At 63.5% G+C, this 25412-nt stretch carries 23 protein-coding genes; 3 read left to right on the top strand and 20 right to left on the bottom strand.

Annotated elements, in window-relative coordinates:
- Window positions 1-75 precede the first annotated feature (75 nt).
- From VA602_RS20215 to VA602_RS20205, 3 genes are all read right to left on the bottom strand, one after another.
- Entirely contained in the window at window positions 76-585 is a 510-nt protein-coding gene (locus tag VA602_RS20215; RefSeq protein WP_323454125.1) for a flavin reductase family protein, read from the bottom strand.
- Between the two features lie 78 nt (window positions 586-663).
- A complete protein-coding gene (locus VA602_RS20210; RefSeq protein WP_323454124.1) occupies window positions 664-1695 on the bottom strand; it encodes a methionine synthase in 1032 nt (343 codons plus the stop codon).
- 29 nt (window positions 1696-1724) lie between these two features.
- Window positions 1725-2708 (bottom strand): DUF1852 domain-containing protein, encoded by a 984-nt coding sequence (locus VA602_RS20205; protein WP_323454123.1) that lies wholly within the window; start codon window positions 2706-2708, stop codon window positions 1725-1727.
- A gap of 247 nt (window positions 2709-2955) precedes the next feature.
- Between VA602_RS20205 and VA602_RS20200 the strand changes: the two genes are divergently transcribed.
- Window positions 2956-4092 carry an MFS transporter gene (locus tag VA602_RS20200; protein WP_323454122.1) on the top strand — a complete coding sequence of 379 codons (1137 nt, stop codon included), beginning with the start codon at window positions 2956-2958 and terminating at the stop codon, window positions 4090-4092.
- A gap of 15 nt (window positions 4093-4107) precedes the next feature.
- Here VA602_RS20200 and VA602_RS20195 read toward each other — a convergent pair whose 3' ends face one another.
- Together VA602_RS20195 and VA602_RS20190 are read right to left on the bottom strand one after the other, a co-directional pair.
- Window positions 4108-5538 carry an aldehyde dehydrogenase gene (locus VA602_RS20195; protein ID WP_407682528.1) on the bottom strand — a complete coding sequence of 477 codons (1431 nt, stop codon included), beginning with the start codon at window positions 5536-5538 and terminating at the stop codon, window positions 4108-4110.
- Between the two features lie 104 nt (window positions 5539-5642).
- Window positions 5643-7025: an aspartate aminotransferase family protein gene (locus tag VA602_RS20190; RefSeq protein WP_323454120.1), complete on the bottom strand. Its 1383-nt coding sequence runs from the start codon at window positions 7023-7025 to the stop codon at window positions 5643-5645.
- 372 nt (window positions 7026-7397) lie between these two features.
- Here VA602_RS20190 and VA602_RS20185 point away from each other — a divergent pair, with 372 nt between their 5' ends.
- Entirely contained in the window at window positions 7398-8768 is a 1371-nt protein-coding gene (locus VA602_RS20185) for an APC family permease (RefSeq protein ID WP_323454119.1), read from the top strand.
- 58 nt (window positions 8769-8826) lie between these two features.
- On the opposite strand, the gene VA602_RS20180 is transcribed toward VA602_RS20185, so the two are convergent.
- The 11 genes from VA602_RS20180 to VA602_RS20130 all read right to left on the bottom strand — a co-directional run bounded on the left by VA602_RS20180 (window position 8827) and on the right by VA602_RS20130 (window position 19013).
- Window positions 8827-9630 (bottom strand): helix-turn-helix domain-containing protein, encoded by an 804-nt coding sequence (locus tag VA602_RS20180; protein WP_054894158.1) that lies wholly within the window; start codon window positions 9628-9630, stop codon window positions 8827-8829.
- A gap of 153 nt (window positions 9631-9783) precedes the next feature.
- The gene (locus VA602_RS20175; RefSeq protein WP_407682521.1) at window positions 9784-10404 is read right to left on the bottom strand and encodes a hypothetical protein; all 621 of its coding nucleotides are present in this window, start codon (window positions 10402-10404) and stop codon (window positions 9784-9786) included.
- The gene (locus VA602_RS20170) at window positions 10404-11102 is read right to left on the bottom strand and encodes a Fic family protein (RefSeq protein ID WP_323454118.1); all 699 of its coding nucleotides are present in this window, start codon (window positions 11100-11102) and stop codon (window positions 10404-10406) included. The genes VA602_RS20175 and VA602_RS20170 overlap by 1 nt, the downstream gene beginning before the upstream one ends.
- Before the next feature lie 97 nt (window positions 11103-11199).
- The gene (gene pstB / locus VA602_RS20165; RefSeq protein ID WP_054894178.1) at window positions 11200-11961 is read right to left on the bottom strand and encodes a phosphate ABC transporter ATP-binding protein PstB; all 762 of its coding nucleotides are present in this window, start codon (window positions 11959-11961) and stop codon (window positions 11200-11202) included.
- Between the two features lie 74 nt (window positions 11962-12035).
- A complete protein-coding gene (pstA, locus tag VA602_RS20160) occupies window positions 12036-12929 on the bottom strand; it encodes a phosphate ABC transporter permease PstA (protein WP_054894155.1) in 894 nt (297 codons plus the stop codon).
- Complete coding sequence (gene pstC / locus VA602_RS20155; RefSeq protein ID WP_054894154.1) at window positions 12929-13894, bottom strand: phosphate ABC transporter permease subunit PstC; 966 nt, start codon at window positions 13892-13894, stop codon at window positions 12929-12931. Before pstC ends, pstA begins: the two co-directional genes overlap by 1 nt.
- 71 nt (window positions 13895-13965) lie before the next feature.
- Entirely contained in the window at window positions 13966-14994 is a 1029-nt protein-coding gene (gene pstS / locus VA602_RS20150; RefSeq protein ID WP_323454117.1) for a phosphate ABC transporter substrate-binding protein PstS, read from the bottom strand.
- Window positions 14995-15173: 179 nt separating this feature from the next.
- Window positions 15174-15881, bottom strand: coding sequence for an anti-sigma factor (locus VA602_RS20145; protein ID WP_323454116.1), 708 nt, complete (start codon window positions 15879-15881; stop codon window positions 15174-15176).
- Window positions 15878-16417, bottom strand: coding sequence for a sigma-70 family RNA polymerase sigma factor (locus VA602_RS20140; RefSeq protein ID WP_065863514.1), 540 nt, complete (start codon window positions 16415-16417; stop codon window positions 15878-15880). Before VA602_RS20140 ends, VA602_RS20145 begins: the two co-directional genes overlap by 4 nt.
- 100 nt (window positions 16418-16517) lie before the next feature.
- The gene (locus VA602_RS20135; RefSeq protein WP_112898043.1) at window positions 16518-17039 is read right to left on the bottom strand and encodes a DUF3455 domain-containing protein; all 522 of its coding nucleotides are present in this window, start codon (window positions 17037-17039) and stop codon (window positions 16518-16520) included.
- A gap of 120 nt (window positions 17040-17159) precedes the next feature.
- On the bottom strand, window positions 17160-19013 hold the full coding sequence (locus VA602_RS20130; protein WP_323454115.1) for an ABC transporter ATP-binding protein: 1854 nt from the start codon (window positions 19011-19013) through the stop codon (window positions 17160-17162).
- Between the two features lie 298 nt (window positions 19014-19311).
- Here VA602_RS20130 and mrdA point away from each other — a divergent pair, with 298 nt between their 5' ends.
- On the top strand, window positions 19312-21207 hold the full coding sequence (mrdA, locus tag VA602_RS20125) for a penicillin-binding protein 2 (RefSeq protein ID WP_323454114.1): 1896 nt from the start codon (window positions 19312-19314) through the stop codon (window positions 21205-21207).
- A 48-nt stretch (window positions 21208-21255) separates the two neighbouring features.
- On the opposite strand, the gene VA602_RS20120 is transcribed toward mrdA, so the two are convergent.
- Genes VA602_RS20120 through VA602_RS20105 form a run of 4 tightly spaced genes read right to left on the bottom strand, consistent with a single transcriptional unit; the run spans window position 21256 to window position 25390 of the window.
- Window positions 21256-21957 (bottom strand): NAD(P)H-dependent oxidoreductase, encoded by a 702-nt coding sequence (locus VA602_RS20120; protein ID WP_323454113.1) that lies wholly within the window; start codon window positions 21955-21957, stop codon window positions 21256-21258.
- Window positions 21954-23597, bottom strand: coding sequence for an ABC transporter ATP-binding protein (locus VA602_RS20115; RefSeq protein ID WP_323454112.1), 1644 nt, complete (start codon window positions 23595-23597; stop codon window positions 21954-21956). Before VA602_RS20115 ends, VA602_RS20120 begins: the two co-directional genes overlap by 4 nt.
- A 2-nt stretch (window positions 23598-23599) precedes the next feature.
- Window positions 23600-24427 carry an ABC transporter permease gene (locus VA602_RS20110; protein ID WP_054894145.1) on the bottom strand — a complete coding sequence of 276 codons (828 nt, stop codon included), beginning with the start codon at window positions 24425-24427 and terminating at the stop codon, window positions 23600-23602.
- Window positions 24428-24430: 3 nt separating this feature from the next.
- Window positions 24431-25390 carry an ABC transporter permease gene (locus VA602_RS20105; protein ID WP_054894144.1) on the bottom strand — a complete coding sequence of 320 codons (960 nt, stop codon included), beginning with the start codon at window positions 25388-25390 and terminating at the stop codon, window positions 24431-24433.
- Between the last annotated feature and the right edge of the window lie 22 nt (window positions 25391-25412).

Raw genomic sequence — 25412 nt, 5'->3', positions numbered from 1 at the left:
AGAAGGATTCGTTTTAATTGCGGCGCAACGGATGAGCGGTGCTACGGATGCCAGCCACCCTTTCGCCGCGCGGGCTCAAAACGCGCCCTGTGCGGCGAGATTGCAATACTGCCCCTTGAAATACAGCAAAGGCGTTGCTGCGGCTGCCGCCTGCAGGCTCACCGCTTTCACTTCACCGATCACGATCAGGTGATCGCCCGCAGGATGCTCGGCGTGAATTTCGCAGTCCAGCCAGTGCAGGCTGTCGCGGATGATCGGGTTCCCCAAGGGTGAAACCTGCCATTGCACGCCGTGCCACTTGTCCGTGCCCCGTCGAGCGAACTGGTTGGAGAGGTCGTGCTGCCCACACGCCAGGATATTCACCGCAAAGCGGCCAGCCTGGCGGATCTTGGGGTAGCTGGCCGAATTGGACATGACGCTGAATGACACCAGCGGCGGGCTCATCGACACGCTATAGAACGATTGGCAAGTGAATCCAACCGGCTCGTCATCGAGCCGAGAGGTGATCACCGTGATGCCGGAGGCGTAGTGCCCGAGCGCTTGGCGAAAGCGCGATGGCTCGACAGCCGTACAGGGAAGTGACATGCGTAGATCCTGGATAAGGGGCCGTTCGCAACGGTCAGGGAAGGCCTGAAAGCGCCCGCCTTCGGCCTCCCGAATTCATCATGCGTTCAACAGTTCTCGTCGAACGATGTCTGCACCCGCCGTCAGTGCCCTCAACTTCCCACTGGCAACCTGACGTGGCAAAGGCGCCATGCCGCAGTTGGTGCAGGGGTAGAGTTTGTCGGCGTCAACGAACTGCAGGGCTTTGCGCAGGGTCTCGGCGACTTCATCAGGCGTTTCGATGGTCGAGGTGGCCACATCGATGGCCCCGACCATTACTTTCTTGCCGCGAATCAGCTCGATCAGGTCCATGGGCACACGCGAGTTGTGGCATTCCAGCGAAACGATATCGATGCTGGATTTCTGCAACTTGGGGAAGGCTTCCTCGTATTGCCGCCACTCCGAACCCAAGGTCTTTTTCCAATCGGTATTGGCCTTGATGCCGTAGCCGTAGCAAATGTGCACCGCGGTTTCACATTTCAGTCCTTCGATGGCCCTCTCCAGGGTGGCCACGCCCCAGTCGTTCACCTCATCGAAGAACACATTGAATGCCGGTTCGTCGAACTGAATGATATCGACGCCCGCAGCTTCCAGCTCCCGGGCTTCCTGGTTGAGAATCTTGGCGAATTCCCATGCCAGTTTTTCACGGCTTTTGTAGTGGCTGTCATACAACGTGTCGATCATCGTCATGGGCCCCGGCAGCGCCCACTTGATCGGCTGCTGGGTTTGTTGGCGCAGGAACTTGGCGTCCTCGACGAACACAGGCTTCTGCCGAGCCACGGCGCCCACGACCGTCGGCACGCTGGCGTCGTAGCGATCACGGATCCTGACCGTTTCCCGCTTCTCGAAATCCACACCGCTCAGGTGCTCGATAAAGGTCGTGACAAAGTGCTGACGGGTTTGCTCGCCATCGCTGACGATATCGATACCGGCCTGCCGCTGCTCTTGCAGCGACAAACGCAAGGCATCTTGCTTGCCCTCGATCAACTCCGCGTCCTGCAACTTCCAGGGGGACCAAAGGGTTTCAGGCTGGGCCAGCCACGAAGGCTTGGGCAAGCTGCCTGCGGTTGAAGTGGGTAACAGCTTTTTCATGACAGATAAACCTTATGCATTTTGTTCAATCAGAGCGCGCACTGGGACGACCACTGTTCAAGCACCGCCTGGTACGGCTTGATGAAGTGTTCCTCGGCGAACTTGCCCTGCTCGATCGCCAGCCGACTGCGTTCTTCACGGTCGTAGACGATGCGCGTCAGTGAGTAATCCTGATGTTCGAGGCTTGGCCGGTAGGCTTTGCCAGCCGACGAGTTCGCGTTGTAGATCTCTGGCCGATAGATCTTCTGGAAGGTGTCCATCGTGCTGATGGTGCTGATCAGCTCGAGAGGGCTGTAGTCCTCCAGCAGATCGCCGGCAAAGTAGAAAGCCAAGGGCGCGACGCTGTCAGGCGGCATGAAGTAGCGGACCGTCAGGCCCATTTTCTTGAAGTATTCATCGGTCAAGGAATAGGCGTCCTGCTGGTACTCGACGCCCAATACCGGATGCTGGTTGTCCGTGCGGCGATAGGTCCTGCTGCTCGACACGCTCAGGCAGATCACCGGTGCCTTGGCGAAATGCGTTTTATAAGCACTGGAGTTCACGAACGCCTTGAACAACTTGCCGTGCAAATCGCCGAAGTGCTCGGGAATACTGAAGTCGGGCTGGCCTTTGTTATGCCCCAGCAACAGCACGCTGAAATCATAATCGCGCACGTAGGACGAGAAGTTGTTGCCAACAATGCCCTCGATACGCGCCTTGGTTTTCTGGTCGACGATCGTCGTCTTCAGCAACTCGATCAGCGGAAGGCTGTGATCGGCCTGTGGGGCCTCCATGGTCATCTCGACTGAAATGATTTCAAGTTCAAGCCTGTAGCGGTCGCCCTCGGGATTGTCCCAGTGCGCCAAGGCATTGAACCGGTTGTCGATCATGCTCAAGGTGTTGCGCAGGTTTTCCCGGCGATTGCGCCCACGGGCCAGGTTGGCAAAGTTCGTCGTGGTACGCGTGTTTTCCGCGGGGCAATAGTCTTCATCGAAACGCGTGCGTTTGATGGCAAAGGTAAATTCGTTGTTCATCGGTCTCTGACGTCCTGTTGGGCGGTGATGGCCTGCATCACCTCACCGGAGCAGCGAACGGCTGCCTACCCTGGGGGAAAATTCGATGGGGGGATTGTCAGGATTACCGAGCCTTGAGACAAACTCATTATTTTCGCGATGATCTGTAATTTTCCTCATGATCGTTCTGCGCGCCCGGTCAATGCGGTGTTACCGGCATGACCCTGCAGGTTATGCTGCGTACCCCCGCCCTTGCCACGAGACTGTCATGTCGTCCGCTGCCGTACCGGCGCAAACCCTGCGCGCCGACCGAGAGTCGCGCAACGCCGCCCAGGTACTCGGCCTGTGCCTGCCCAGTGACGTACTGCTCTATCTGCTACTGCCCATGTACGCTTCGGACTTCGGCGTGACCCTGGTCGAGGCGGGTGTATTGCTGGCGGCCAATCGCCTGGTACGGATCATCGGCTATGGCTGGGTGGTGCGGTTCTATGCACGCCATGGCGATCGTGCGGCGTGCAGCCTGGCGGCCTTTGCCGCAGCGGTGTGTGCACTGGGTAACGCCACCCTTGGCGGATTCGCCGCACTGCTGGTGCTGCGCCTGGTCTGGGGGCTGTGCTTCGCGACCTTCAACCTCAGTACCCAGACGCTCGCCACTGCCGAAGCACAAGGTGCAGCCCGCCGCGCCGGGCGTTCGCGGGCGACCCTGGCCATCGGCCCCATGCTGGCCTTGCCGCTGGGGGCGCTGATGGCCCAGGCCTACGGCCCGCGCGCAGTGTTCTACGTGCTGTGCATCAGCGCCCTTTGCGGGCTGTGGCGTGCCCGCGCCTTGCCTTGCGGCGGCCATGACATGGCCGTGCGCAGCGGTCGGCGTCTGCGCCTGCCGGACAGCATCGCCACCTGGTCCTTCATCGAGGGGGTGACGCTGGACGGCCTGTTCATATTCGGCCTCTCGCTGTATGCGCAAGTCCATATGGGCGAATCGGGGGTACTGGTGGCCGGTGTATTGATGGCGGTGCGCTATCTGAGCGAGATGCTCTTCAGCCCCTTCGGCGGACGCCTGGCAGACCGCTTCGGCGCACTGCGCATGTTGGTGGTGCTGTCGCTGGCCACTTCACTGGCGCTGCTGGTATTCGCCAGCCATTGGCTGTTCATCGGCGCCTTCTTCGTGTTGGTGCTGCGCGCCTTGCAGTTGCCGCTGTTGATGACCCTCGTCTCGCTGCGCAATCCACACGCGCGCATTCAGGCGCTGGCCAGCAATGCCGTGTGGCGCGACATCGGCGCCGGGCTCGGGCCGATGCTGGCCGGTGTGCTGCTACCGCAGGTGCCAGCGATCTGGGCTTACGCCGGGGCGGCGCTGGCGGTCGCCGTGGCGGCACTGAACTGTGCCAGGCCGCCACGGCATTGAACGCTGCGCCCGAGATCAGCGCAGCTGGATCCAGGTGGTCTTCAACTGGGTGTACTTGTCGAACGCGTGCAGTGACAGGTCACGCCCAAAGCCCGACTGCTTGTAGCCGCCGAACGGGGCGACCACATCGAGCGCATCGACGGTGTTGACCGAAACGCTGCCGGCCCTGAGCTGCCTGGCAACCCGATGCACGCGGTTCAGGTCGTCGCTCCACACCGACGCGGCCAACCCATAGAGGCTGTCGTTAGCCAGGCGGATAGCCTCCTCTTCAGTGTCGAAGGCCGTCACTGCGAGCACCGGGCCGAAGACCTCGTCACGCGAAAGCGACGACTGCGGGTCGACATGGGTGAAAATCGTCGGCTCGATGAAGTTGCCGGAGCCGTTGAAGCTGAGTTGACGCCCACCGGCCACCAGAGACGCCCCCTCCTCGTGTGCACGGCCGATTGCGGCCATGATCTGCGAAGTCTGCTGCGCATCGACGATAGCGCCGGCGCGGCTGGCCGGATCGAGCGGATCACCGGGTTGCCACTCGCGCGCCTTGGCGATCAGACGCGCGATGAACGCGTCATGGATCGAGCGCTGCACGTAAAGTCGCGAGTTGGCCGAGCAGACCTCACCCTGGTTGAAGAAGATGCCGAATGCGGCTTTCTCTGCGGCCAGGTCCAGGTCCTTGCAGTCATCGAACACCAGGTTCGGGCTTTTTCCACCGCACTCCAACCACACCTGTTTCAGGTTCGACTGCGCCGAGTACTGCATGAAGTACTTGCCCACCTGGGTGGAGCCGGTGAATACCAGGCAATCGACGTCGGGGTGCAGGCCCAGTGCCTTGCCGGCGATCTCGCCCAGCCCCGGCACGACGTTCAACACCCCTTCGGGAATGCCCGCCTCCAGTGCAAGCTCGGCCAGGCGCAGCGCCGAAAGCGGCGACTGTTCGGCGGGCTTGAGCACGACGCTGTTGCCCGCTGCCAAGGCCGGGGCCAGTTTCCAGGCCGCCATGTCCAGCGGGAAGTTCCATGGCACCACGGCTGCGACCACACCGATCGGTTCACGGGTGATGGTGACCACGGCATCGGCCGCAGTGGGCGCAACCTGGTCGTAGAGTTTGTCGAGCGACTCGCCATACCAGGCGAAGACATGGGCGGCGCCCGGCACATCGATGTTGTAGGCGTCGAGCACCGGCTTGCCCATGTTCAGCGACTCGAGCAGCGCCAGTTCCTCGCGGTGAACCAGCATCAACTCGGCCAGGCGCAGCATCACACGCTTGCGCTGGGTCGGCGCCATCCGGGCCCACGGGCCTTGCTCGAACGCCTGCCGAGCACTGGCCACGGCACGGTCTACGTCCTCATCGGAACAGGCGGCGACCCGCGCCAGCAGCTGGTTGTTGGCAGGGTTGATCGCATCGAACGTTGCGCCACCTGTGGCGGCCACGAAGCGGCCGCCGATCATGGCTTGATCGCGAAAAGTCAGGTTGGCGGCTTGATGCCGCCAGTAGGTTGAATCGTGCACGTTGTGCTCCAGGAACCGTGGGTAGGAAAGGTAGCGCAGCCGCTTCAGAGCTTGCCCAGGGCCTGCGCGGTGCGGTCGACCGCTTTGCGGGTCTTCTCCACCAGCTCGTCCAGCTCGCTGTGGTTGGCCACCAGCGCAGGCGCCATGATCATCCGCCCCAAGGTCGAACGAATGATCACCCCCTCTTCGAAGCCAAAGGTCCGGCACTGCCAGGCCAGCTCGTTCTCGTTGGCGTAGCGCTTGCGGCTGGTCTTGTCCTCGGCGAACTGCAGTGCCGCCACCAGCCCGGCGCCCTGTACCTGGCCAATCAGGGGATGGTTGGCGAACACCTCACGCAAGATGCGCTGCAGGTAGGGCCCGGTGTCGTCTTTCACCTGGCGGACGATGCCTTCGTCACGCAGGGCCTTGAGGTTGGCAATCGCCACCGCAGCGGCCACCGGGTGCCCGGAATAGGTCAGGCCGTGAGCGAATACCCCGCCGCGCTCGACCAGTGCTTCGGCGATGCGCTTGCTCAGCACCAGCCCGCCCATCGGCACATAGCCCGAGGTGAGGCCCTTGGCGATCGACAGGGTGTCGGGCTCGAAACCGAAGTACTCATGGGCGAACCATTCGCCGGTACGACCGAACCCGCCAATCACCTCGTCGGCGCACAGCAGCACATCGTACTGACGGCAGATGCGCTGGATTTCCGGCCAGTAGCTTTCTGGCGGGAAGATCATGCCGCCGGCGCCCTGGAACGGCTCGGCGATGAAGCCGGCGACATTCTCGGCCCCAAGCTCAAGGATTTTTTCTTCCAGCTGCAAGGCGCAGCGGCGACCGAACTCGGCCGGACTCAGCTCGCCACCGGCCGCATACCAGTACGGCTCATCGATGTGCGCCACATCCGGAATCAGCCCGCCCATCTCGTGCATGAACTTCATTCCGCCCAGCGCCGTGGCCGCCAGGGTCGAGCCGTGGTAGCCGTTCCAGCGACCGATCATGATCTTCTTGTTCGGCTGGCCAAGCACCTGCCAGTAGCGGCGCACGGTACGGATCAGCACCTCGTTGGCCTCGGAGCCGGAGTTGGTGTAGATCGCGTGGCTGTAGTGCCCCGGCAGCAAGCTGAACAGCAGCTCGGACAACTCGATCACCGCCGGGTGAGTGGTGTGGAAGAACATGTTGTAGTACGCGAGCTGGTCCATCTGCGCCGCCGCGGCGGCGGTCAGGTCCTTGCGCCCGTAGCCGAGCTGGGTGCACCACAGGCCCGACATACCGTCCAGGTAACGCTTGCCATCGCTGTCCCACAGATGCAGCCGCTCACCGCCGACGATTACCCGTGGGCCTTCGGCGTTGAGCGCCTTCTGGTCGAGGAAGGCATGGATATGGTGTGCAGCATCGGCGGCCTGGTAGTCACGGGTCTGGCGTTGGGGTACGAAAGGCGCGTTCATGGGCGGTTTTCCTTGTTGGTATGGAGACGCCACTGAAGCTTGCAGCAGCCAGCAGCGGTGTGAAATCACCCGTTGGGGTGAGGTCTCCAGCCCAGTCAGCGGCTCACCCCAACGGGTGATTTCGAAGACGAATCGGCTATGGGAGCATGCGCCAAGGCCCCCAGATGCGGCCTTACCTTTCGTGCCAGGTCAATAAAGAGAACAACGCCATGAACGCACGCTTCATCACCTCACGTCGCACTCGCTCCCGCCCTCGAGATAGCCACAGCGCCTGAACGAAGGGCCCTCGCCCCGCCTTCAGCCCAATCGCCCTCTCCCTCGACAGTATCGAGCCCGCTCGCATACTGCGGCGTCCTGCACCCGGAGTCAGCCATGCATACAACAACCACAACCGCTGCGCATTCCACGGCACATACGAGCGCTGCCAGTACCCGCTTTCGCAAATCCATGGGCATGACCGCCCTGGTGCTCTTCGGCCTCGCCTACATGGTGCCGCTGGCAGTGTTCTCCGCCTACGGGCTGGTCGCCCAGATCACCAAGGGCCACCTGCCAACCGCCTACCTGCTGACCCTGGGCGCCATGCTCTTCACCGCCTACAGCTACGGCCGCATGGTCCAGGCGCATCCCTACTCGGGCTCGGTCTATACCTACACGCGCAAAGCCTTCGGCGCCCACGCAGGGTTCATGGCGGGGTGGACGCTGCTGCTCGACTACATTTTCCTGCCACTGCTCAGCTACCTGCTGATCGGCATCTACATGTCGGAATACTTCCCGACGGTCCACGCCTGGGTGTGGGTACTGGGCGCCATCGGCGCGGTGACCTTCCTCAACCTGATCGGCATCGAGTCGGTGACGCGGGTCAACGGCATCCTGGTGGTCGCACAATTGGTGTTCATCGTGGTGTTCGTGGCGTTGTCGATCAACAGCCTGACCACACAAGCGCAGCCGATATCGCTGACCGCGCCCTTCTACCATGAAGGCTTCAGCGCCTCGGCGATCATGGCCGGCGCTGCCGTGCTGTGCCTGTCGTTCGTGGGCTTCGACGCGGTCTCGACCATGGCCGAGGAAACCAGCGATCCGACCCGGCGCATCCCGCGGGCGATCATGGCGGTGTCGCTGATCGGCGGCCTGCTGTTTCTGCTGGTGTCGTACTTCGCGCAACTGGTGCACCCGGACTGGAGCAGCTTCGCCAACCCGGACTCCGCCCCGGTAGAGGTGATGAACAGCGCAGGGGGGCGCCTGCTGGCCAGCGCCTTTACCGCCACCTATGTGGCAGGCTGCTTCGCCTCGGCGATGGCCTCCCAGGCCAGTGTGTCGCGGGTGCTGTTCGCCATGGGCCGTGACGGCGCCCTGCCCCGTGCCTTCGGCCAACTGGTGACGAAAAAACGCGTCCCGGCCTTCGCAATCCTGGTGGTTGGCCTGGTCTCGCTGAGTGCGCTGTTCATCAGCCTGGACACCGTCGCCAACATGATCAGCTTCGGCGCGCTGTTCGCCTTCTCGGCGGTCAACCTGGCGGTGGTCAAGCACTACCTGGCCGACCAGAAACTGCGCGGTACGGCAAACTGCATGCGTTACGGCCTGATCCCGGGGTTGGGTTTTCTCAGCACGCTGTGGCTGTGGACCAGCCTGTCGAGCATGTCCTTCACCATTGGCCTGTGCTGGATGGGGCTGGGCCTGGTGTTGCTGATCGGCCTTACTCGGGCGTTCCGGGTGAAACTGCCTGAGTTGCAGATGGCCGATTGACCAGCGTCACGCTGACCTTGAATGACAACGCCGACGATGACTCGTCGGCGTTTTCGCTTCAGCGCGGCTTGCTCATGTAGCTTTCCAGCGGATCCCGCTCCAGCACACCATGGGCATTGGCCAGGGCATCGATGAACAGGGAAAACAGCTCGGACTGCGTACCGATGTCGAGCTTGGCGTAGACATGCTTGCGGTGGGACTTGATGGTGTCTTCGGAAACCTTGAGACGCTCGGCCAACGACTTTGTCGAATGCCCGCGCAGGATGAGCTGGGCAATCCGGCACTCGCGCTCGGTCAGCAAGGACGACCCGAAATTGCTCAAGGCTGCATGCACACGCTGCTCCCAGACCTTCTCCTCGCGCCCGCCACGGCCCTGATACCCCTCGAAATGCTTGGTCAGCACCGCCAGCACCCATGGGCTGATGCACTTGAAACGCGACTTTGCCGCCTCGTCGAGCTCATCGGTGAAGGCCAACGAAACCGCCAGGCTCAGGCTCTCGTCCAGCTGCAGGAGGTAGTTGATCTCGTCCTCCAGGTGCGAGTGCCGGTAGAACGCCAGGTAGTACTCGCTGAGCTTGAAGTGATCGGGTGCAACATCGGCCAGCGCATAGCAGCCTGAGTCGGACCTTTCCATGCACTGGTCGTAGAACGGATCGAGCAGGTAGAAACCGGACAGGTATCGCCGTACGTTGCCTTCCGGCCGCCATGGGCCGGGTCCATCGCATTCCGACCAGGCCGATGGCAAGCCCTCGCGCGGATAGAGGTAGACCGTGCTGGCCTTGACCGGGCCGACCAAGGCCAGCGCGTCGAACAGCGCCGTGGCGAAACCCTGGGCGCCGATGGCGGCGGTGACTTTCGCCATCGCCTCGAACCACTGGACTGATGAGAGCTGATCGATTTGCACGTCTGTGACCCCTGGAATTCCGCTGATCGGATGGTGCCATGGGCTTGTGCGCCGGGGAATCACCCGTTGGGGTGAGCGGGTCGGGATCGCCGGCCAGACGCTGGCGCACTGTCAGGACAACAGTGCCTCGGAGGATGACTGGACTGGCACCTGGTGCCTGAGCGGCTGCTGCCAGGCCAGGGTTGCCTGGACTTCGACGGCAGCGTCCATGACCTTCTGCGCCCAGTTCTTGTCCTTGGGGCAGACCACGACAACACGAAAACCATGGTCGTCGCCTTCGATGCGCACGCCCTCGGAATCATCGACATGCAGGTCGATATCGAATGCCGGCGGGAATTTCGAGGGAGGGTTTTCAAGACCGTTGACGTTCAGCACGTGCTGGTGCCGATCGCTGTTGACCACGCCGTCGACACGGATGCCGTAGAGCAACAGCCAACGACGGATGTAGGAAGGTGTGCGGCCGGACGAGGTATAGATCCAGACGCTATAGCCCTGGCGGCGCAGATCGCGAATCAGCGCGCGGGTGCCGATGCGCAGCGGCTCGCCCAGCCAACGATGAACGAAGCCCGGCAGTTTGCTGTGCTCTTCGGGGCTGTGGTGCGGCAGGCAAGCCAGCGTGTCGTCGATGTCGAACGAGATACGCACCCGCGGGCGCCTGAAGGCCCGGGTAACGCCCTGCCAGGCCTGGCGGCTGCCGGCGCGCCATTGCTTGAGCATCGGATAGCGACCCATCAGCGAACCTCCCGGTAGGCAGGCGTTGCTGCTTCGCCCAGGAAGAATTTTTCCGGATCGGGCGACTGCGCTTCCAGGAACGCCGCATACTTTTTCTTGATCTTGGGCAATTCGTACAAGGCCTTTACACCATGCTTGGCAGAGTTGCGTATGACCGAGGACGGGTTGAAATAGCCCTCGGCGTTGTCCAGCGTCAGCACGAACGGCGGTAGCCCTGCGCGCATCAGCAGATAACTGACGATGAGCGACCCCGTGCGGTTGTTGCCTTCAATGAACAGCTGCGGCTTGCTCAGGATGCGAACATACACGCCTGCTGCGCGTTTCCACACCGAATCGCTGCCATACGAGCAATACCAGTTGTACAGATCCTTGATGCCGCCTTCGACGTTGTTGAAGAAGTGCACTTCGGTGGCGATCAGGTGCTGGGCGAACTCCACTCGACGTTCAGGATCGCTACCACACAGCACCGTGGCGTTGATCTCCAGCATCAGGTTCAACTGCTGCAGGTCGAACAGGTCGATACCCCGCGCGACATAGTCGTCAATCAGGGCATAGCCTTCAAGCACATTTTGCAGCACCTCATCGGTGAACGGGTCACGCGGTTCGGTAAAGTGCTTGCTGAGCTCGGTGAAACGCCGCTGCACATCCCGCAGTGCACGTTCTACCGCTGACAGGTCAAGACGACGCGTCGCACGCATAAGTAATCTCTGGAAACACTAAAAAAGTAAAAGCGGTCGGACTGTCGCAGCGGCCATCCTGGCCTGCGACATCCAACCGCTTCGGTCGAGTGAACGATCAGCTGAACTTGCCGCTGATGTAGTCACTGGTCAGTTGTTCGCGCGGGTTCTGGAAGATCTGGGTGGTTGGACCCATCTCGACCAGGTAGCCGGTGCGCGAGCCTTGCGAGATGTCCACCGAGAAGAACGCGGTGGTGTCGGCAACACGGATCGCCTGCTGCATGTTGTGGGTCACCAGGGCGATGGTGTAGTCCTTCTTGAGCTCCACCATCAGCTCTTCGACGCGCCGGGTCGCGATCGGGTCGAGTGCCGAACAGGGTTCGTCGAGCAGCAGCACTTCCGGCTCTGTGGCAATGGCACGGGCGATGCACAGGCGCTGCTGCTGCCCGCCGGACAGCGACAGGCCGCTGACCTTGAGCTTGTCCTTCACCTCATCCCACAGCGCTGCACCTTGCAGGGCATGCTTGACGCGGTCGCCCAGGTCGCCCTTGTAGCGGTTCAGGCGCAGGCCGAACGCGACGTTGTCGAAGATGCTCATCGAGAACGGGTTCGGTTGCTGGAACACCATGCCGATGTAGCGGCGCACGACCACAGGGTCCACACCCTTGCCATAGACATCCTGGCCGAGGAAGTGCACGTGGCCTTCGAAACGGAACCCCTTCACCAGGTCGTTCATGCGGTTGAGGCTACGCAGCACGGTACTCTTGCCGCAGCCGGACGGGCCGATGAAACCGGTGATCTTGTTCTTTTCGATCGGTACATGGCTGTCGCGGACCGCCATGAAGTTGCCGTAGAAAATCTTATCCAGTTTGCAGTCCATGACCACTGGTGCCTGGTTGACCAACGGAGCGGCTCTTTGCGCAGTCGATACGTTCAAGTTGGATGCTCCCGTTCTCAATACTTAGGCTTGCCGAAAACACGGCTGAGAATATTCACGACCAGCACGATCATCACCAGTACCAGCGAGGCCGCCCAGGCGAGCTCCAGCTGGTTGTCGAAAGGCATGCCGGAGAAGTTGTAGATCAGTACCGCCAGCGAGGCCGTGGGGTTCATCACCGCCAGGCTGCCATCGTGGTAGATCCAGTAGTTGCTGAACAATGCGGTGAACAGCAGCGGCGCGGTTTCGCCTGCGGCGCGGGCCACGGCCAGCATGACGCCCGTAAGGATGGCCGGCATGCCGGTCGGCAGGATGATCTTCCAGATCACCTGGGCGCGGGTACAGCCCATGCCGTAGGCGGCGTCCTTCATGATCTTGGGCACCATCTTCATCGCCTCTTCGGCGGTCAGCACGACGATCGGCAGCATCAGTACCGCCAGCGCCACACCACCGGCCGGTGCGGAATACGTGCCGGTGGTCATGACCACCAGGGCATAGGCGAACACGCCAGCCAGGATCGACGGCAGGCCGGTCAGCATCTTGGCGGCGAAGCGCGATGCGTTGGCAAGCTTGCTGTCCGGACCGAGCTCAGCGAGGAAGATCGCCGCCAGGATGCCGACCGGCACCGCGATGGCAGCGGCGATACCGACCATGACGAAGGTACCGGCCATGGCGTTGCCGAAACCACCGCCCATCTCGAAGCCGGTGGGCGGCAGCTCGGTGAACACCTCCAGGCTCAGGCGTGCACCGCCGCGGGTGATCAGCATGTAGAGCACGGAAATCAGCGGCACGCTGGCCAGCAGGGCCACGCACCAGACCATCGTGGTCAGGGTCAGGCTGCGCAGGGCGCGGCCTTCGAACCGGCGCTGCAGGCTGGGCAATGCAGTTGCAGGGGTCGTGAGGTCGGTCATTATTTATTACCCCGCTGGGCGTAGAGCATGATCAGCGATCCGATGACGTTCACCAGCAGGGTGATGAACATCAGTACCAGCGCCGCGTACATCAGCACCTCGACCTCGTTCGGCCCGGCTTCAGGGAAGTTCAGGGCCAGCAAGGCCGCCAGCGTGTTGGCCGGGGCGAACAGGGAAAGCGTGATGGTGTTGGCGTTGCCCACCAGCATGGCCAGCGCCATGGTCTCGCCAAGGGCACGGCCCAGGCCGAGCACCAGGGAGCCGAAGATGCCAGTGGCGGCAGACGGCACCATCACCTTGAGGATGGCTTCCCAGTGGGTGGTGCCCATGCCGTAGGCTGCCTGCTTGGTCTTCATCGGCACGCTGGTCAGCGCATCCTGGGACACGGCAGCCACGGTGGGCAGAATCATGATGGCGAGCACCAGTGCCGCTGGCAGCAGCCCGGGCCCACTCAAGGAGGAACCGAAGAACGGAATCCAGCCCAGTTCGCTGTTCAACCATGCGGTCAGCGGACGGATCGCCGGGATCACCACATAGATGCCCCACAGGCCGTAGACGACGCTGGGGATGGCGGCGAGCAGCTCGACGATGGTGCGGAACACCGCAGCGAGTTTTGCGGGCAGGAAATCCTGGGTGAGGAAAATCGCCATGCTGACACCGAAGAAACCGGCGATCAGCAATGCAATCAGGGCGCTGTAGAGCGTGCCCCAGATCGCCGGCAGAATGCCGTATTTGCCTTGGTTAACGTCCCACACGCTGCCGAAGAGCACATCGAATCCGTGCTTCTCCATACCCGGCAGCGCCTTGCGCCCTACTTCGTAGACCAGCGCAAAGACCAGTGCCAGCACCAGCACCACGCCGATACGTGCAAGTGCACGGAACGTACGGTCGACCAGGAAGTCCTTGGTTGACGGCGGCTGGCATGCAGAGTCGGGGTTATCCGGAATGGCAAAAGGTGTGTTCATGGATTATTTCCGGGACAGGGGCAGAGGCGCCCGGCATGCCTGCAAGGCAGGCCGGGCGCAACCTGGCAGTCTTACTGGATGTTCTGGGCCGCTTTGCGCACCTGGTCGACAACCGACTGCGGCAGCGGGATGTAGCCCATCGAGTCGGCGATCTTCTGACCTTCGGTCAGGCTGTACTCGATCATGTCGCGCATGGCCTTGGCCTTGGCCGGGTTGCCGTTGTCCTTGCGGAAGATCATCCAGGTGTACGAGGTGATCGGGTAGGACTTGGCACCGTCCGGATCAGGCAGCCAGGCCACCAGGTTTTCCGGCATCTTCACCGCAGCCAGTGCTTCGGCACCGCTTTCGGCGTTCGGTACGACATACTGGCCGGCCTTGTTCTGCAGGGCAGCGAAGTCGACCTTGGCCAGCTTGGCGAAGCCGTATTCGATGTAGCCGATGGCGCCCGGGGTCTGGCGTACGGTGGCGGTCACGCCATCGTTCTTCGGCGACTTGATGAACTTGTCGGTCGCCGGCCAGTTCACGGTGTTGCCCTCGCCCAGCGCTTCCTTGAAGCCAGGGTTGATAGCCGACAGGTGCTTGGTGAAGACGGCGGTGGTACCGCTGGAGTCTGCACGCACGACCACGGTGATCGGGGTGGCAGGCAGCTTCAGCTCAGGGTTGGCAGCGGCGATCTTCGGATCGTTCCACTGGGTGATCTTGCCCAGGAAGATGTCGGAGTAGACGTCGCGCGGCAGCTTCAGGCCCTTGGGGTTGCCCGGCAGGTTGTAGGCCAGGACGATTTCACCAGCGGTCATCGGCAGCAGTTGCACACCTTCGGCAACCTTGGCGATTTCTTCGTCTTTCATGGCCGAGTCGCTGGCGGCGAAGTCGACGGTCTTGTTCAGGAAGTCCTGGACACCGGCACCACTCCCCTTGGACTGGTAATCGACGGTGACACCTTCGGTCTTCTTGCTGAAATCCTTGAACCAGGTCAGGTAGATCGGTGCAGGGAAGCTCGCACCGGAACCGGTCAGGCGGACGTTTTCTGCGGCGAAGGCCGAAGTGGCGCTAAGCGAAACGGCAACGGCGAGTGCAGCAGACTTCATCAGGCGTATCATGGAAAAGCGCTCCGTGTGATGGCCGGAACACTTTGCAGCAGCTGTATTACAACTTTGTGACTGTTGGGTGGCAAAGCGCCTGTTCAGCCCTCATGATTCGGGCCAACAAGGCAATTTGATGCCATTTCGTAGTAACTAAATGTGACTAGTCTCCATCGGCAGTCACCAGCAACTGAAAATCAAATGACCTTCACCGAACGCCCGATGAACTTCACAGGGCCAGTCGGCCGGCCCGTGGGTGAGCCGCCAGCCTTCTCCAGCGTCAGTTCGAACAGCTGATTGGGTTCAAGAGGCGGCAGGTCGCGCAGCGGAACGCGATACTGCTCGCCAGGCTTGACCAAGCCCAGGGAGACTGGCGCCTGCCATTGTTCACCCTTGGTCCAGAACTGCAGGGTCATCCCTTCGGGCACCTGATCCCGGCCCAGCGGGATCAACGCGATAGTCTGCGCATCGCTGGCCTGCACGACCCAGCCGGGCACCTGATCGGTCGGCGCTACAAGCACCACCAGGTAGTGGGTCGTCGCAGGCCGAGTGGTCAGCAGGGCCAGGCTCAGCAACACCGTGGCCGCCAGACCGGCGACGCTCACGCCTTGCCATAGGCCCAGACGACTCCACCATCGGTTTGTCGGACGCACCTGCCGGGCCTGCTCCGAAATACTGCGGTCGATCCGTCGCCACAGACGCGTGCTTGGCTTTTGCGGCTCTGCCAGCGTGGTCAACTCGAGCAGGCGCGCTTCCCAACGGTCGACAGCCGCCCGCAAGTCCGGCTCGCGGTCCAGTCGCGCAAGCACCGCAGCGCGCTGTTCGGCAGACAGCGTCCCCAACACATACTCCCCCGCCAGCACGTCGAGCAGTTGCGTAGGGTCATCGGTTGAACCCGGCGTCATGTCATGCACTCCCGCAGCGCCTCGAGGCTTCGCTTGATCCACGCCTTGACCGTACCCAGCGGCGCCCCCATCAGGCTGGCGATTTCCGCGTGGCTGCAGCCGTCTACATAGGCATGCAGGACACACCGCTGCGGTGCAGGCTGCAGTTGCTCAAGGCAGCGATAGATCTTCGCGGAGCCTGACCAGATGGCGCCCTCGTCGAATTCCCCAACCAAGGTCGCGATGTCCGCGTCGTCCAACGCCGTCTCCTGTCGGCTGTCGCGCACGGCATTCAAGGCCAGGTGGCGGTTGATGCTGTAGATCCAGCCCCGGGCCGAACCTCGCGTCGCATCGAAGCTGGTCGCCCGCGTCCAGATGCGAATGAACGCGTCGTGGACGATATCCTCGGCCATGGCGTCATCACGCACGATGCGCCGCACCACCCCGAGCAAACGCGAACCTTCATGGTCGTAGAGCGCCTGCAAGGCGCTGCGGTCACCCCGCGCGCAAGCGGCAAGGCAACCCTGGAAATCGAAAGGCGTAACGGATGAATTCACTCTCGGCACGGTCCTGTGTCGGCGCTGACACCCGGCCTTGCGGCCGGGGCTCGTAGAGCAGCGTAGATGATCCATTGCCAAGCGTGGGTTCAACCACGCGTCATTTGGCAGACCAGAAGATGTAGTCGGCCTGATACTTGACGATCTGCTGCGCCCCTTTGTTCTGCGCTGTACAGGCCATTGCCGGCGCCACACCGCCCTGGGTGGCTAGGCGCTGGATGTAGCTGACCCCGTGCATTGCCCCTTTACCCTCGGCCGGATTCGCCTTGACCAGTTGGTAAGGCAGATCGCCTTTGCCCGCAGGGGCCACGGCAAGCTGGGTGCCGGTGACTTTCGAGCCGTCCTTGGCCTGCCAGGTGGCGGGCGGGCCAAAGTAGTCGCCGACAGCCTTGCCACTGCGGTCGCTGAGGGTCGCCTTGGGACCGACGAAGAACCACTCGGTCTCGCCCGGCGCATTGCTCTTGTCACGGCACTCGTAGGTGATTTCACCGACGCCGACGGTTTCAAGCATGACCGTGTGGCCTGCGGGCACCTTGACGGCATCGGGCACCGCAGCATGGGCAGCCTGTTGCGCGAGCGTGAAGCTCGATACGAGCAGGATCGTGGCAAACGGGATTTTCATGGGATGGACTCCTGGTGGGCACTCGGTTGGACAGTCGATGACTGTTGTCTTCCTGTACCCGCCAGCAGCCGTTGTGGATGCAAGACCAGGCAATCCTGGCGACGAACGGTCGCAGGACGCCTATTCGGTAGGCTCCACCACGCCCTGATCCTCGCCCAGAAACCCACCGCTCTGATGCTGCCACAACCGCGCATAGGTGCCGTTCCTGGCCAGCAGTTCAGCGTGGGTGCCCTGCTCGATGATGCGCCCTTCATCCATCACGATGAGCCTGTCCATGGCCGCAATGGTGGACAGCCGGTGAGCGATGGCGATCACCGTCTTGCCCTGCATCATGTCATCGAGGCTTTCCTGGATGGCGACCTCGACCTCCGAGTCCAACGCACTGGTGGCCTCGTCGAGCAGCAGGATCGGGGCATTCTTGAGCATCACCCGCGCAATCGCGATGCGCTGGCGCTGGCCACCGGACAGCTTGATGCCACGCTCGCCGACCAAGGTGTCGTAGCCGGTGTTACCTTGGCGGTCGCTCAACTGGCTGATGAAGCCATCGGCCTGGGCACTGGCGGCAGCACGACGGATCTGCGCCTCGCTCGCCTCGGGGCGCCCGTAGGCGATGTTGTCGCGAATCGAGCGGTGCAACAGCGAGGTGTCCTGGGTGACCATGCCGATGGCGCTGCGCAGGCTGTCCTGGGTGACCTGGGCGATGTTCTGCCCGTCGATGCGGATCTCGCCACTGTCCACGTCATAGAAACGCAGCAGCAAGTTGATCAGCGTCGACTTGCCCGCACCGGAGCGGCCGACCAGGCCGATCTTCTCGCCGGGGCGAATCTCAAGGCTCAGGCCATCGAGCACCTGGCGCTCGCCGTTATAGTTGAAACGCACATTATCGAAGCTCACCGCCCCGCCGTGGGTCACCAGCTCTCCCGCGTTCGGCACATCCTGGACCTTGGGGCCGGTGGTCAGGGTCACCATCCCGTCCTGCACGGTGCCGATATTCTCGAACAGCGAGGTCATCTGCCACATGATCCAGTGCGACATACCATTGACGCGCAGTGCCATGGCAGTGATCGCCGCCACTGCGCCGGCGCCCACTTCGCCCTGGTGCCACAGCCACAAGGCGTAACCGCCCGCGCCCATGATCAGGCCGACCACCAGCGCCTGGTTGGCGATCTCGAACAGGCTGACCAGGCGCATCTGGCGAAAGCCGGTCTGCTTGAAATCTTCCATCGCCGCACGGGCGAAGTGTGCCTCGCGCCGGGAGTGGGAAAACAGTTTCACCGTGGTGATGTTGGTGTAGGCATCCGAAACCCGCCCTGTCATCGACGAGCGGGCATGAGCCTGTTCCTGGCCAACCTTTCCCAGGCGCGGGACGAAATACACCATGGTCAGGCCGAACAGCACCACCCACGCAATGAACGGCAGCATGAGCTTGAGCGCAAAGCCGCCAGCCAGGGCAATGATCGCCACGAAGTACACGCCGATACCCGGCAGGATCTCGATCAGGGTGAACAGCACCTCACGCACCGCCAGCGCCGTCTGCATCACCTTGGTGGTGACCCGCCCAGAGAACTCGTCGGAGAAGAACGACAAGCTCTGGCGCAGCATCAGGCGATGGAAATCCCAACGCAGCCGCAGCGGCAGGTTGATCGCCAGCACCTGATGCTGCACCAGCGTGCGCCCCGCCACCAGGGCGATACTGACCAGCAGCACGGCCCCCGCGCCCCACAGCACCCTCGCTTCCTCGGCGGTCACCGCATCGCCCACTTTCCAGGTCGAAAGCAGGTCCACCACCTGGCCGAGGAAGGCGAACAGCCAGGCCTCGTAGATCGACACTGCAGCGCTGAGCAGCGCCAGCGCCACGATATAGCCCCGGGCGCCGCGCGTGCAGGCCCACATGAACCGGGCCAGGCCCATGGGCGGTGGTGGGGCTTCGTCGGGTGGGAAGGGGTCTAGCCAACGCTCGAATATGCGCAGCATGGAAGTCTCCGAATAAGCCAAACAAGAGATTGTGCCAGTTCATGACGACAGGTGGCGGAAATTGACATCGACAGCGGTGCGCAGCCGGCGACCGGGCGCCAGCGGTCAGATGAAGGAATTTTCATCTTCCACGCCAGCGCGCTGCTACCGGGGTGGGCGGCGCGTCACGGTATTCGCTGGCCGTGGCCGACCTTGAGCCGACCGCCGAGCTTGCGTAGCATCCCCGGCCCTTGGGGCCGCAGACGGCCCACTGCGGGCCAGCCCTCGCCTTCACTCGCCATCACTTCACCGAGCCCCCATGCCACAGCCGATTCCCCTCAAGGACCACGAAAAGGAAAAGCACCTGGTCAACCGCCGGCTGCTGGTCTGCGCCGCGCTGACCCTGGGCCTGGTTGCCGTGCTGATCGGCAGGCTGTACGTCTTGCAGGTGCTGCAGCACGACCAGCAATCGGCGGTATCGGAGAACAACCGCGTGCACGTGCTGCCCATCGCCCCCGAGCGCGGGTTGATCTACGACCGCAACGGCGTGGTGCTGGCCGACAACAAGCCCAGCTTCAACCTCACCATGACCCGCGAGCGCACCAACGGCCAGACCCCCGCCGTGCTCGATGCCCTGGCCAAGGTCCTGAACCTCTCCGACGACGACCGCGCCCAGTTCGACAAAGACCTGCGCCGCGGCCGCAAGCCGTTCGAACCCGTCACCCTGATGTTCGGCCTGAGCGAAGAGCAGATCGCGCTGATCGCGGTCAACCAGTTCCGCCTGCCCGGCCTGGATGTCGAGCCGCAGTTCATTCGCGAATACCCGCTGGCCGAACACTTCGCCCATTCGGTCGGCTACGTCGGGCGGATCAACGAAAAGGAAGCCAAGACCCTCGACAGCACCGAGTACCGCGGCACCCAGTCGATCGGCAAGACCGGCGTCGAGCGCTTCTACGAAAACGAGCTGCACGGCCATGTGGGGTACGAGGAAGTCGAGACCAATGCCCAAGGGCGGGTCATGCGCGTGCTGCGCCATCACGATCCGGTGCCGGGCAAGGATATCGTCCTGAGCCTGGACGCCAAACTACAGCAGGCCGCCGAAAAGGCCCTGGGCGATCGCCGCGGCGCGGTGGTGGCGCTGGACCCAGCCACCGGCGACGTGCTGGCGATGGTCAGCAACCCCAGCTTCGACCCCAACCTGTTCGTCAAGGGCATCAGCTTCAAGCAATACGCAGCACTGCGCGACTCGATCGACCGTCCGCTGTTCAACCGCGTGCTGCGCGGGTTGTATGCGCCAGGCTCGACGGTCAAGCCGGAAGTGGCCATCGCCGGCCTGGACAGCGGCGTGATCAACCCGGGTAGCCGCGTGTTCGACCCCGGTTACTACGAGCTGCCCAACTACGACCACAAGTACCGCAACTGGAACCGCAGCGGCGATGGCTGGGTGGACATGTACACCGCCATCATGCGTTCCAACGACACCTATTTTTACGACCTGGCGCACAAGCTGGGCATCGACCGCCTGCACGACTACATGGCCGAGTTCGGCCTGGGCCAGAAGGTCTCGCTGGACATGTTCGAGGAAGCGCCCGGCCTGATGCCGTCTGCACAATGGAAGCGCGCCACCCGCCGCCAGGCCTGGTTCCCCGGCGAAACCCTGATCCTCGGCATCGGCCAGGGCTACATGCAGGTCACCCCGCTGCAACTGGCGCAGGCCACCAGCCTGCTGGCCAGCAAGGGGGTGTGGCACCGTCCGCACCTGGCCATGACCGTGGGTGGCGAGCACCCGGTCGACCCGAACCCGATGCCGGACATCGTGCTGCATGACAAACGCGCCTGGGACCAGGTCAGCCAGGGCATGCAGATGGTCATGCACGACCCGCGCGGCATCGCCCGTGCGGCTGCCGCCGGCGCGCAGTACCGGATAGCCGGCAAGAGCGGCACCGCGCAGGTCGTGGCGATCCGCCAGGGCGAGCGCTACAACCGCGACAAGACCCTGGAGCGGCATCGCGACAACGCCCTGTTCGTTGGCTTCGCCCCCGCCGAGCATCCCTCGATCGTGGTGGCGGTGATGATCGAGAACGGCGAGGCGGGTGGCCGGGTGGCCGGGCCCGTGGTGCGCGAGATCATGGATGCCTGGTTGCTGGATGACCAGGGGCACCTGAAGGAGCAGTACGCCGGGAGCGCGGGCAAGGGCGCGGTACCGCACGGCTGACGCCAGGTTGCCCGCCTCCTGTGGACGCGGGCAGCGCGATTTCAGCCATCATCGCAACGGATACAGCGCCTCGTCGAACTGCGCCAGACGCGGGAACACCAGTGGCTGGTCATCCGAAAGCTGTTCCAGACGCTGACGATACTGCACCAGGAACTCACCCCGCGCCTCGTCGCTGATATAGGGCACGTGCCAGGCCACGAACGGCGCCAGCACCTCGAAACCGACATAGGCCAAGGTGCCGCGCAGGATCGGCCGCAGCATGTCCTCCAGCGGTCCGTGGATCGCCCCCTCGCCGAACATGTGCTCACGCCCGCCCAGGGTCACGGTCACCAGCGCCTTCTTGCCCGCCAGGCCGCCCTGGTCGTAGAAGCGCTTGCCGCCATAGCACACCCCCGACACCAGCACCCGGTCGATCCAGCCCTTGAGCATGGCCGGGGCGGAGAACCAGAAGATCGGGAAGTTCAGCACCAGCAGATCGGCCCACAGCAGCTTGTCCAGCTCCTGCTGGATATCCGCGGCGATGGAGCCGCTCTTGACGCCCAGGCGTTGTTCCAGCGCATAGACCAGATACTCCGGGTTTTCACGGGTGCTGAAATCCTCGGCGCTGGCCACCGGGTTCCAGCCCATGGCGTACAGGTCGCTGACCTGCACCTGGTGTCCCTGGGCCTTGAAAGTCTCCACCGCCTGGTCGCGCAGGGCGGCGGTGAAGGAATGCGGTTCAGGGTGGGCGTGGACGATCAGTACGTTCATGGAAGCTGTCCTTCGGCAATTGGCTGGGTAGTGGCAGCGGCGCGACCGGCCAACAGGCGGTCGAGCCAGTCCGGATCCATCTGCGGTTCGGAAGAGAACAGCAGCCCGGTGTAATCCTGATAGGGCGGGGTGAAGATCGACTCGCGCCGCCCCTGGTCCACCACCCTGCCCCGCTGCATCACCATCACCTCGTCGGCGATGGCGCGCACGGTGGCCACATCGTGGGTAATGAACAGATAGGCCACGCCGAGCTGGCGCTGAATACGGTCGAGCAGCTTGAGCACGCCTTCGGCCACCAGTTGATCGAGGGCCGAGGTCACCTCGTCGCAGATGATCAGTTGCGGCTCGGCGGCCAGGGCGCGGGCGATGCACACTCGCTGTTTCTGCCCGCCGGACAGTTCGCGGGGCTGGCGCTCCATGAACCTGGCAGGGTCCAGCTCGATCATCTCCAGCAGCTCGGCGACCCGCTCGCGCAGCGCCCTGCCCTTGAGCCCCAGGTAGAACGCCACCGGCCGGCCGATGATGTCGACGATGCGCTGGCGTGGATTGAGCGCGGTGTCGGGGATCTGGTAGATCATCTGGATGCGTCGCAACTGTTCCTTGCTGCGCCGCCGGTAGTCGGCCGGCAAGGCTTCACCGTCGTACAGCACCTGGCCGCTGCTCGGTTGCAGGAGCCCGGTAATCAGCCGCGCGGTGGTGCTCTTGCCGCTGCCGGACTCGCCAATCACCGCCAGCGTCTGGCCGCGCTGCAGCTTGAGCGACACATCGTGCAGCACCGGCTGGGCGCCGTAGCTGGCCGAGGCATTGCGCACCTCGAGCAGTGGCCGGGCCTGCGCCTGGCTGGGCTTGGGTTCGGTATGGAAGCTGCGCACCGCCCACAGCGAACGGGTGTAGTCCTGGCTCGGGGCGCCGAGCATGGTGCGGGTGGCAGCCTCCTCGACCAGGCTGCCGTGGCGCAGCACCATGATGCGGTCGGCGATCTGCGCCACCAGGGCCAGGTCGTGGCTGATGTACAACGCTGCGCTGCCGAAGCGCTTGACCGCATCGCGAATGGCGGCGATCACCTCGATCTGGGTGGTCACGTCGAGCGCAGTGGTCGGCTCGTCGAACACGATCAAGTCCGGGTGGCAGGCCATCGCCATGGCGGTCATCACCCGCTGCAGTTGGCCGCCAGACACCTGGTGTGGGTAGCGCCGACCGATGTTCTCCGGGTCCGGCAGGCGCAGCACGCGGTACAGTTCGACCGCCTCGGCCTCGGCGGTGGCACGGTCGATTCCGCCGTTGATCACGGCGGTTTCCACATGCTGGTCGATCAACCGATGCGCCGGGTTGAACGACGCCGCAGCGCTCTGCGCCACGTAGGCCACCCGTAGGCCGCGCAGCTTGCGCAGTACTTCGGGGGCCGCGCCGACCAGTTCCTGGCCGTCGAAGCACACCGAGCCACGAGCGATGCGGCAGCCGTCGCGCACGTACCCCATCGCAGCGAGGCCAAGGGTCGACTTGCCCGCCCCCGACTCACCGATCAAGCCCAGTACCTCGCCGCGCTGCAGGGTCAGGTCGATGCCCTTGACCAGCGGGTGCCAGGCGTCGTCGGAGTGACCTTCGATATGCAGGTCGCGGATTTGCAGTAGCGGTTTCATGCTCAGCACTCCTTCAGGCCGCTGGACTTGTGCAGCACCCAGTCGACGACGAAATTCACGCTCACGGTGATCAACGCCACCGCCAGCGCCGGCAGCAGCGGGCTGACATCGCCGAAGGTGATCAGCACGGCGTTGTCGCGGACCATGCTGCCCCAGTCGGCGGTGGGCGGCTGGATGCCCAGGCCGAGGAACGACAGTGCACTGATGAACAGGAAGACAAAGCAGAAGCGCAGGCCGAACTCGGCAATCAACGGCGCTGCGGCATTGGGCAGCACCTCGCGGGTGACCAGCCACCACAGCCCTTCCCCGCGCAGCCGCGCCGCCTCGACGAAGTCCTGCACCACCACGCTCATCGCCACCGCCCGCGACAGGCGGAACACCCGGGTGGCATCGAGCAGCGCGATCACCAGCACCAGCGAGGTGGTGGTGGTGCCGACCACGCTGAGGATCAGCAAGGCGAAGATCAGTTGCGGGATGGCCATGAGGATGTCCACCACCCGCGACATGCCCTGGTCGATCCAGCCACCGCGAATCGCCGCCACCAGCCCGCAGAAGCCGCCCAGGGCGAAGGCCAGCACGGTAGTCAGGAAGGCGATGCCGAGAGTATTGCGTGCGCCATAGACCAGGCGGCTGAACATGTCGCGGCCCAGGTTGTCGGTGCCGAGCAGGAACTGCCCGCCCCAGGGTGCAAAGCCCTCGCCGACCACTTCGGTTTCGCCGAACGGCGCCACCAGCGGCGCGAACAGCGCCACCAGCACATACAGCAGGATCACCAGCAGGCCGAACTTGGCGCTCAGCGGCGCACGGCGCAATTGCGTGTACAGGCTCATGGGCTACCCCTTCGGATGCATCAGGCGCGGGTTGCTGGCGATCGACAGCACATCGGCACTGGTGTTGAGCAGGATGTAGGTGGCGGCGAAGATCAGGCTGCAGGCCTGCACCACCGGGATGTCGCGCTTGGCCACCGAGTCGACCAGCAACTGGCCCAGGCCCGGATAGACGAACACCACCTCGACCACCACCACGCCAACCACCAGGTACGCCAGGTTCAGCGCTACCACGTTGACGATCGGCGCCAGGGCGTTGGGCAAGGCATGACGGAAGATGATCCGCGCCTGACCGATACCCTTGAGCCGGGCCATCTCGATGTAGGGGCTGGCGAGCAGGTTGATCAGCGAGGCGCGGGTCATGCGCATCATCTGCGCCACCACCACCAGGCTCAGGGTCAGCACCGGCAACAGCGAGCGCTCCAGCACCTCGCCCAGGGAGGCATCCGGGGAGAGGTTGGAGATGCTTGGCAGCCAGGCCAGCTTCACCGCGAACACCAGGATCAGGATGTAGGCGACGAAGAATTCCGGGAACGACACCGCACTCAGGGCGCTGGTGTTGAGCAGCCGGTCGAACCAGCTGTTGCGGTACAGCGCCGCCAGCATGCCCAGCAGCAGCGCCAGTGGCACCGACACCAGGGCCGCCAGCAGCGCCAGGCTGAAGGTGTTGCCCAGGCGAGCGCCGATCAGCTCGGCGATCGGCCGCTGGTTGGCCAGCGACACGCCGAGATCGCCTTGCAGCAGTTGCCAGCCCCAGTGGAAGAAGCGCGTCAGCGCGGGTTGGTCCAGGCCCAGTTGGCTGCGCAGTGCAGCCACGGTTTCCGGGGTGGCGGCCTGGCCGAGCATGGCCTGGGCCACGTCGCCCGGGAGCATGCCCACCGCCAGGAAGATGATCACCGACACCGCCAGCAGCGACAGCAGGCCCAGGGCCAGGCGCTGGGCGAGCAGTTTGCAGAGACTATTCACCGTACGGTCCTCGCGACGAAAG

Origin of the sequence: Pseudomonas machongensis (genome assembly GCF_034961125.1) — a bacterium.
GTDB classification, from domain to species: domain Bacteria; phylum Pseudomonadota; class Gammaproteobacteria; order Pseudomonadales; family Pseudomonadaceae; genus Aquipseudomonas; species Aquipseudomonas machongensis.
This window is presented reverse-complemented; position numbering and strand designations above follow the sequence as displayed.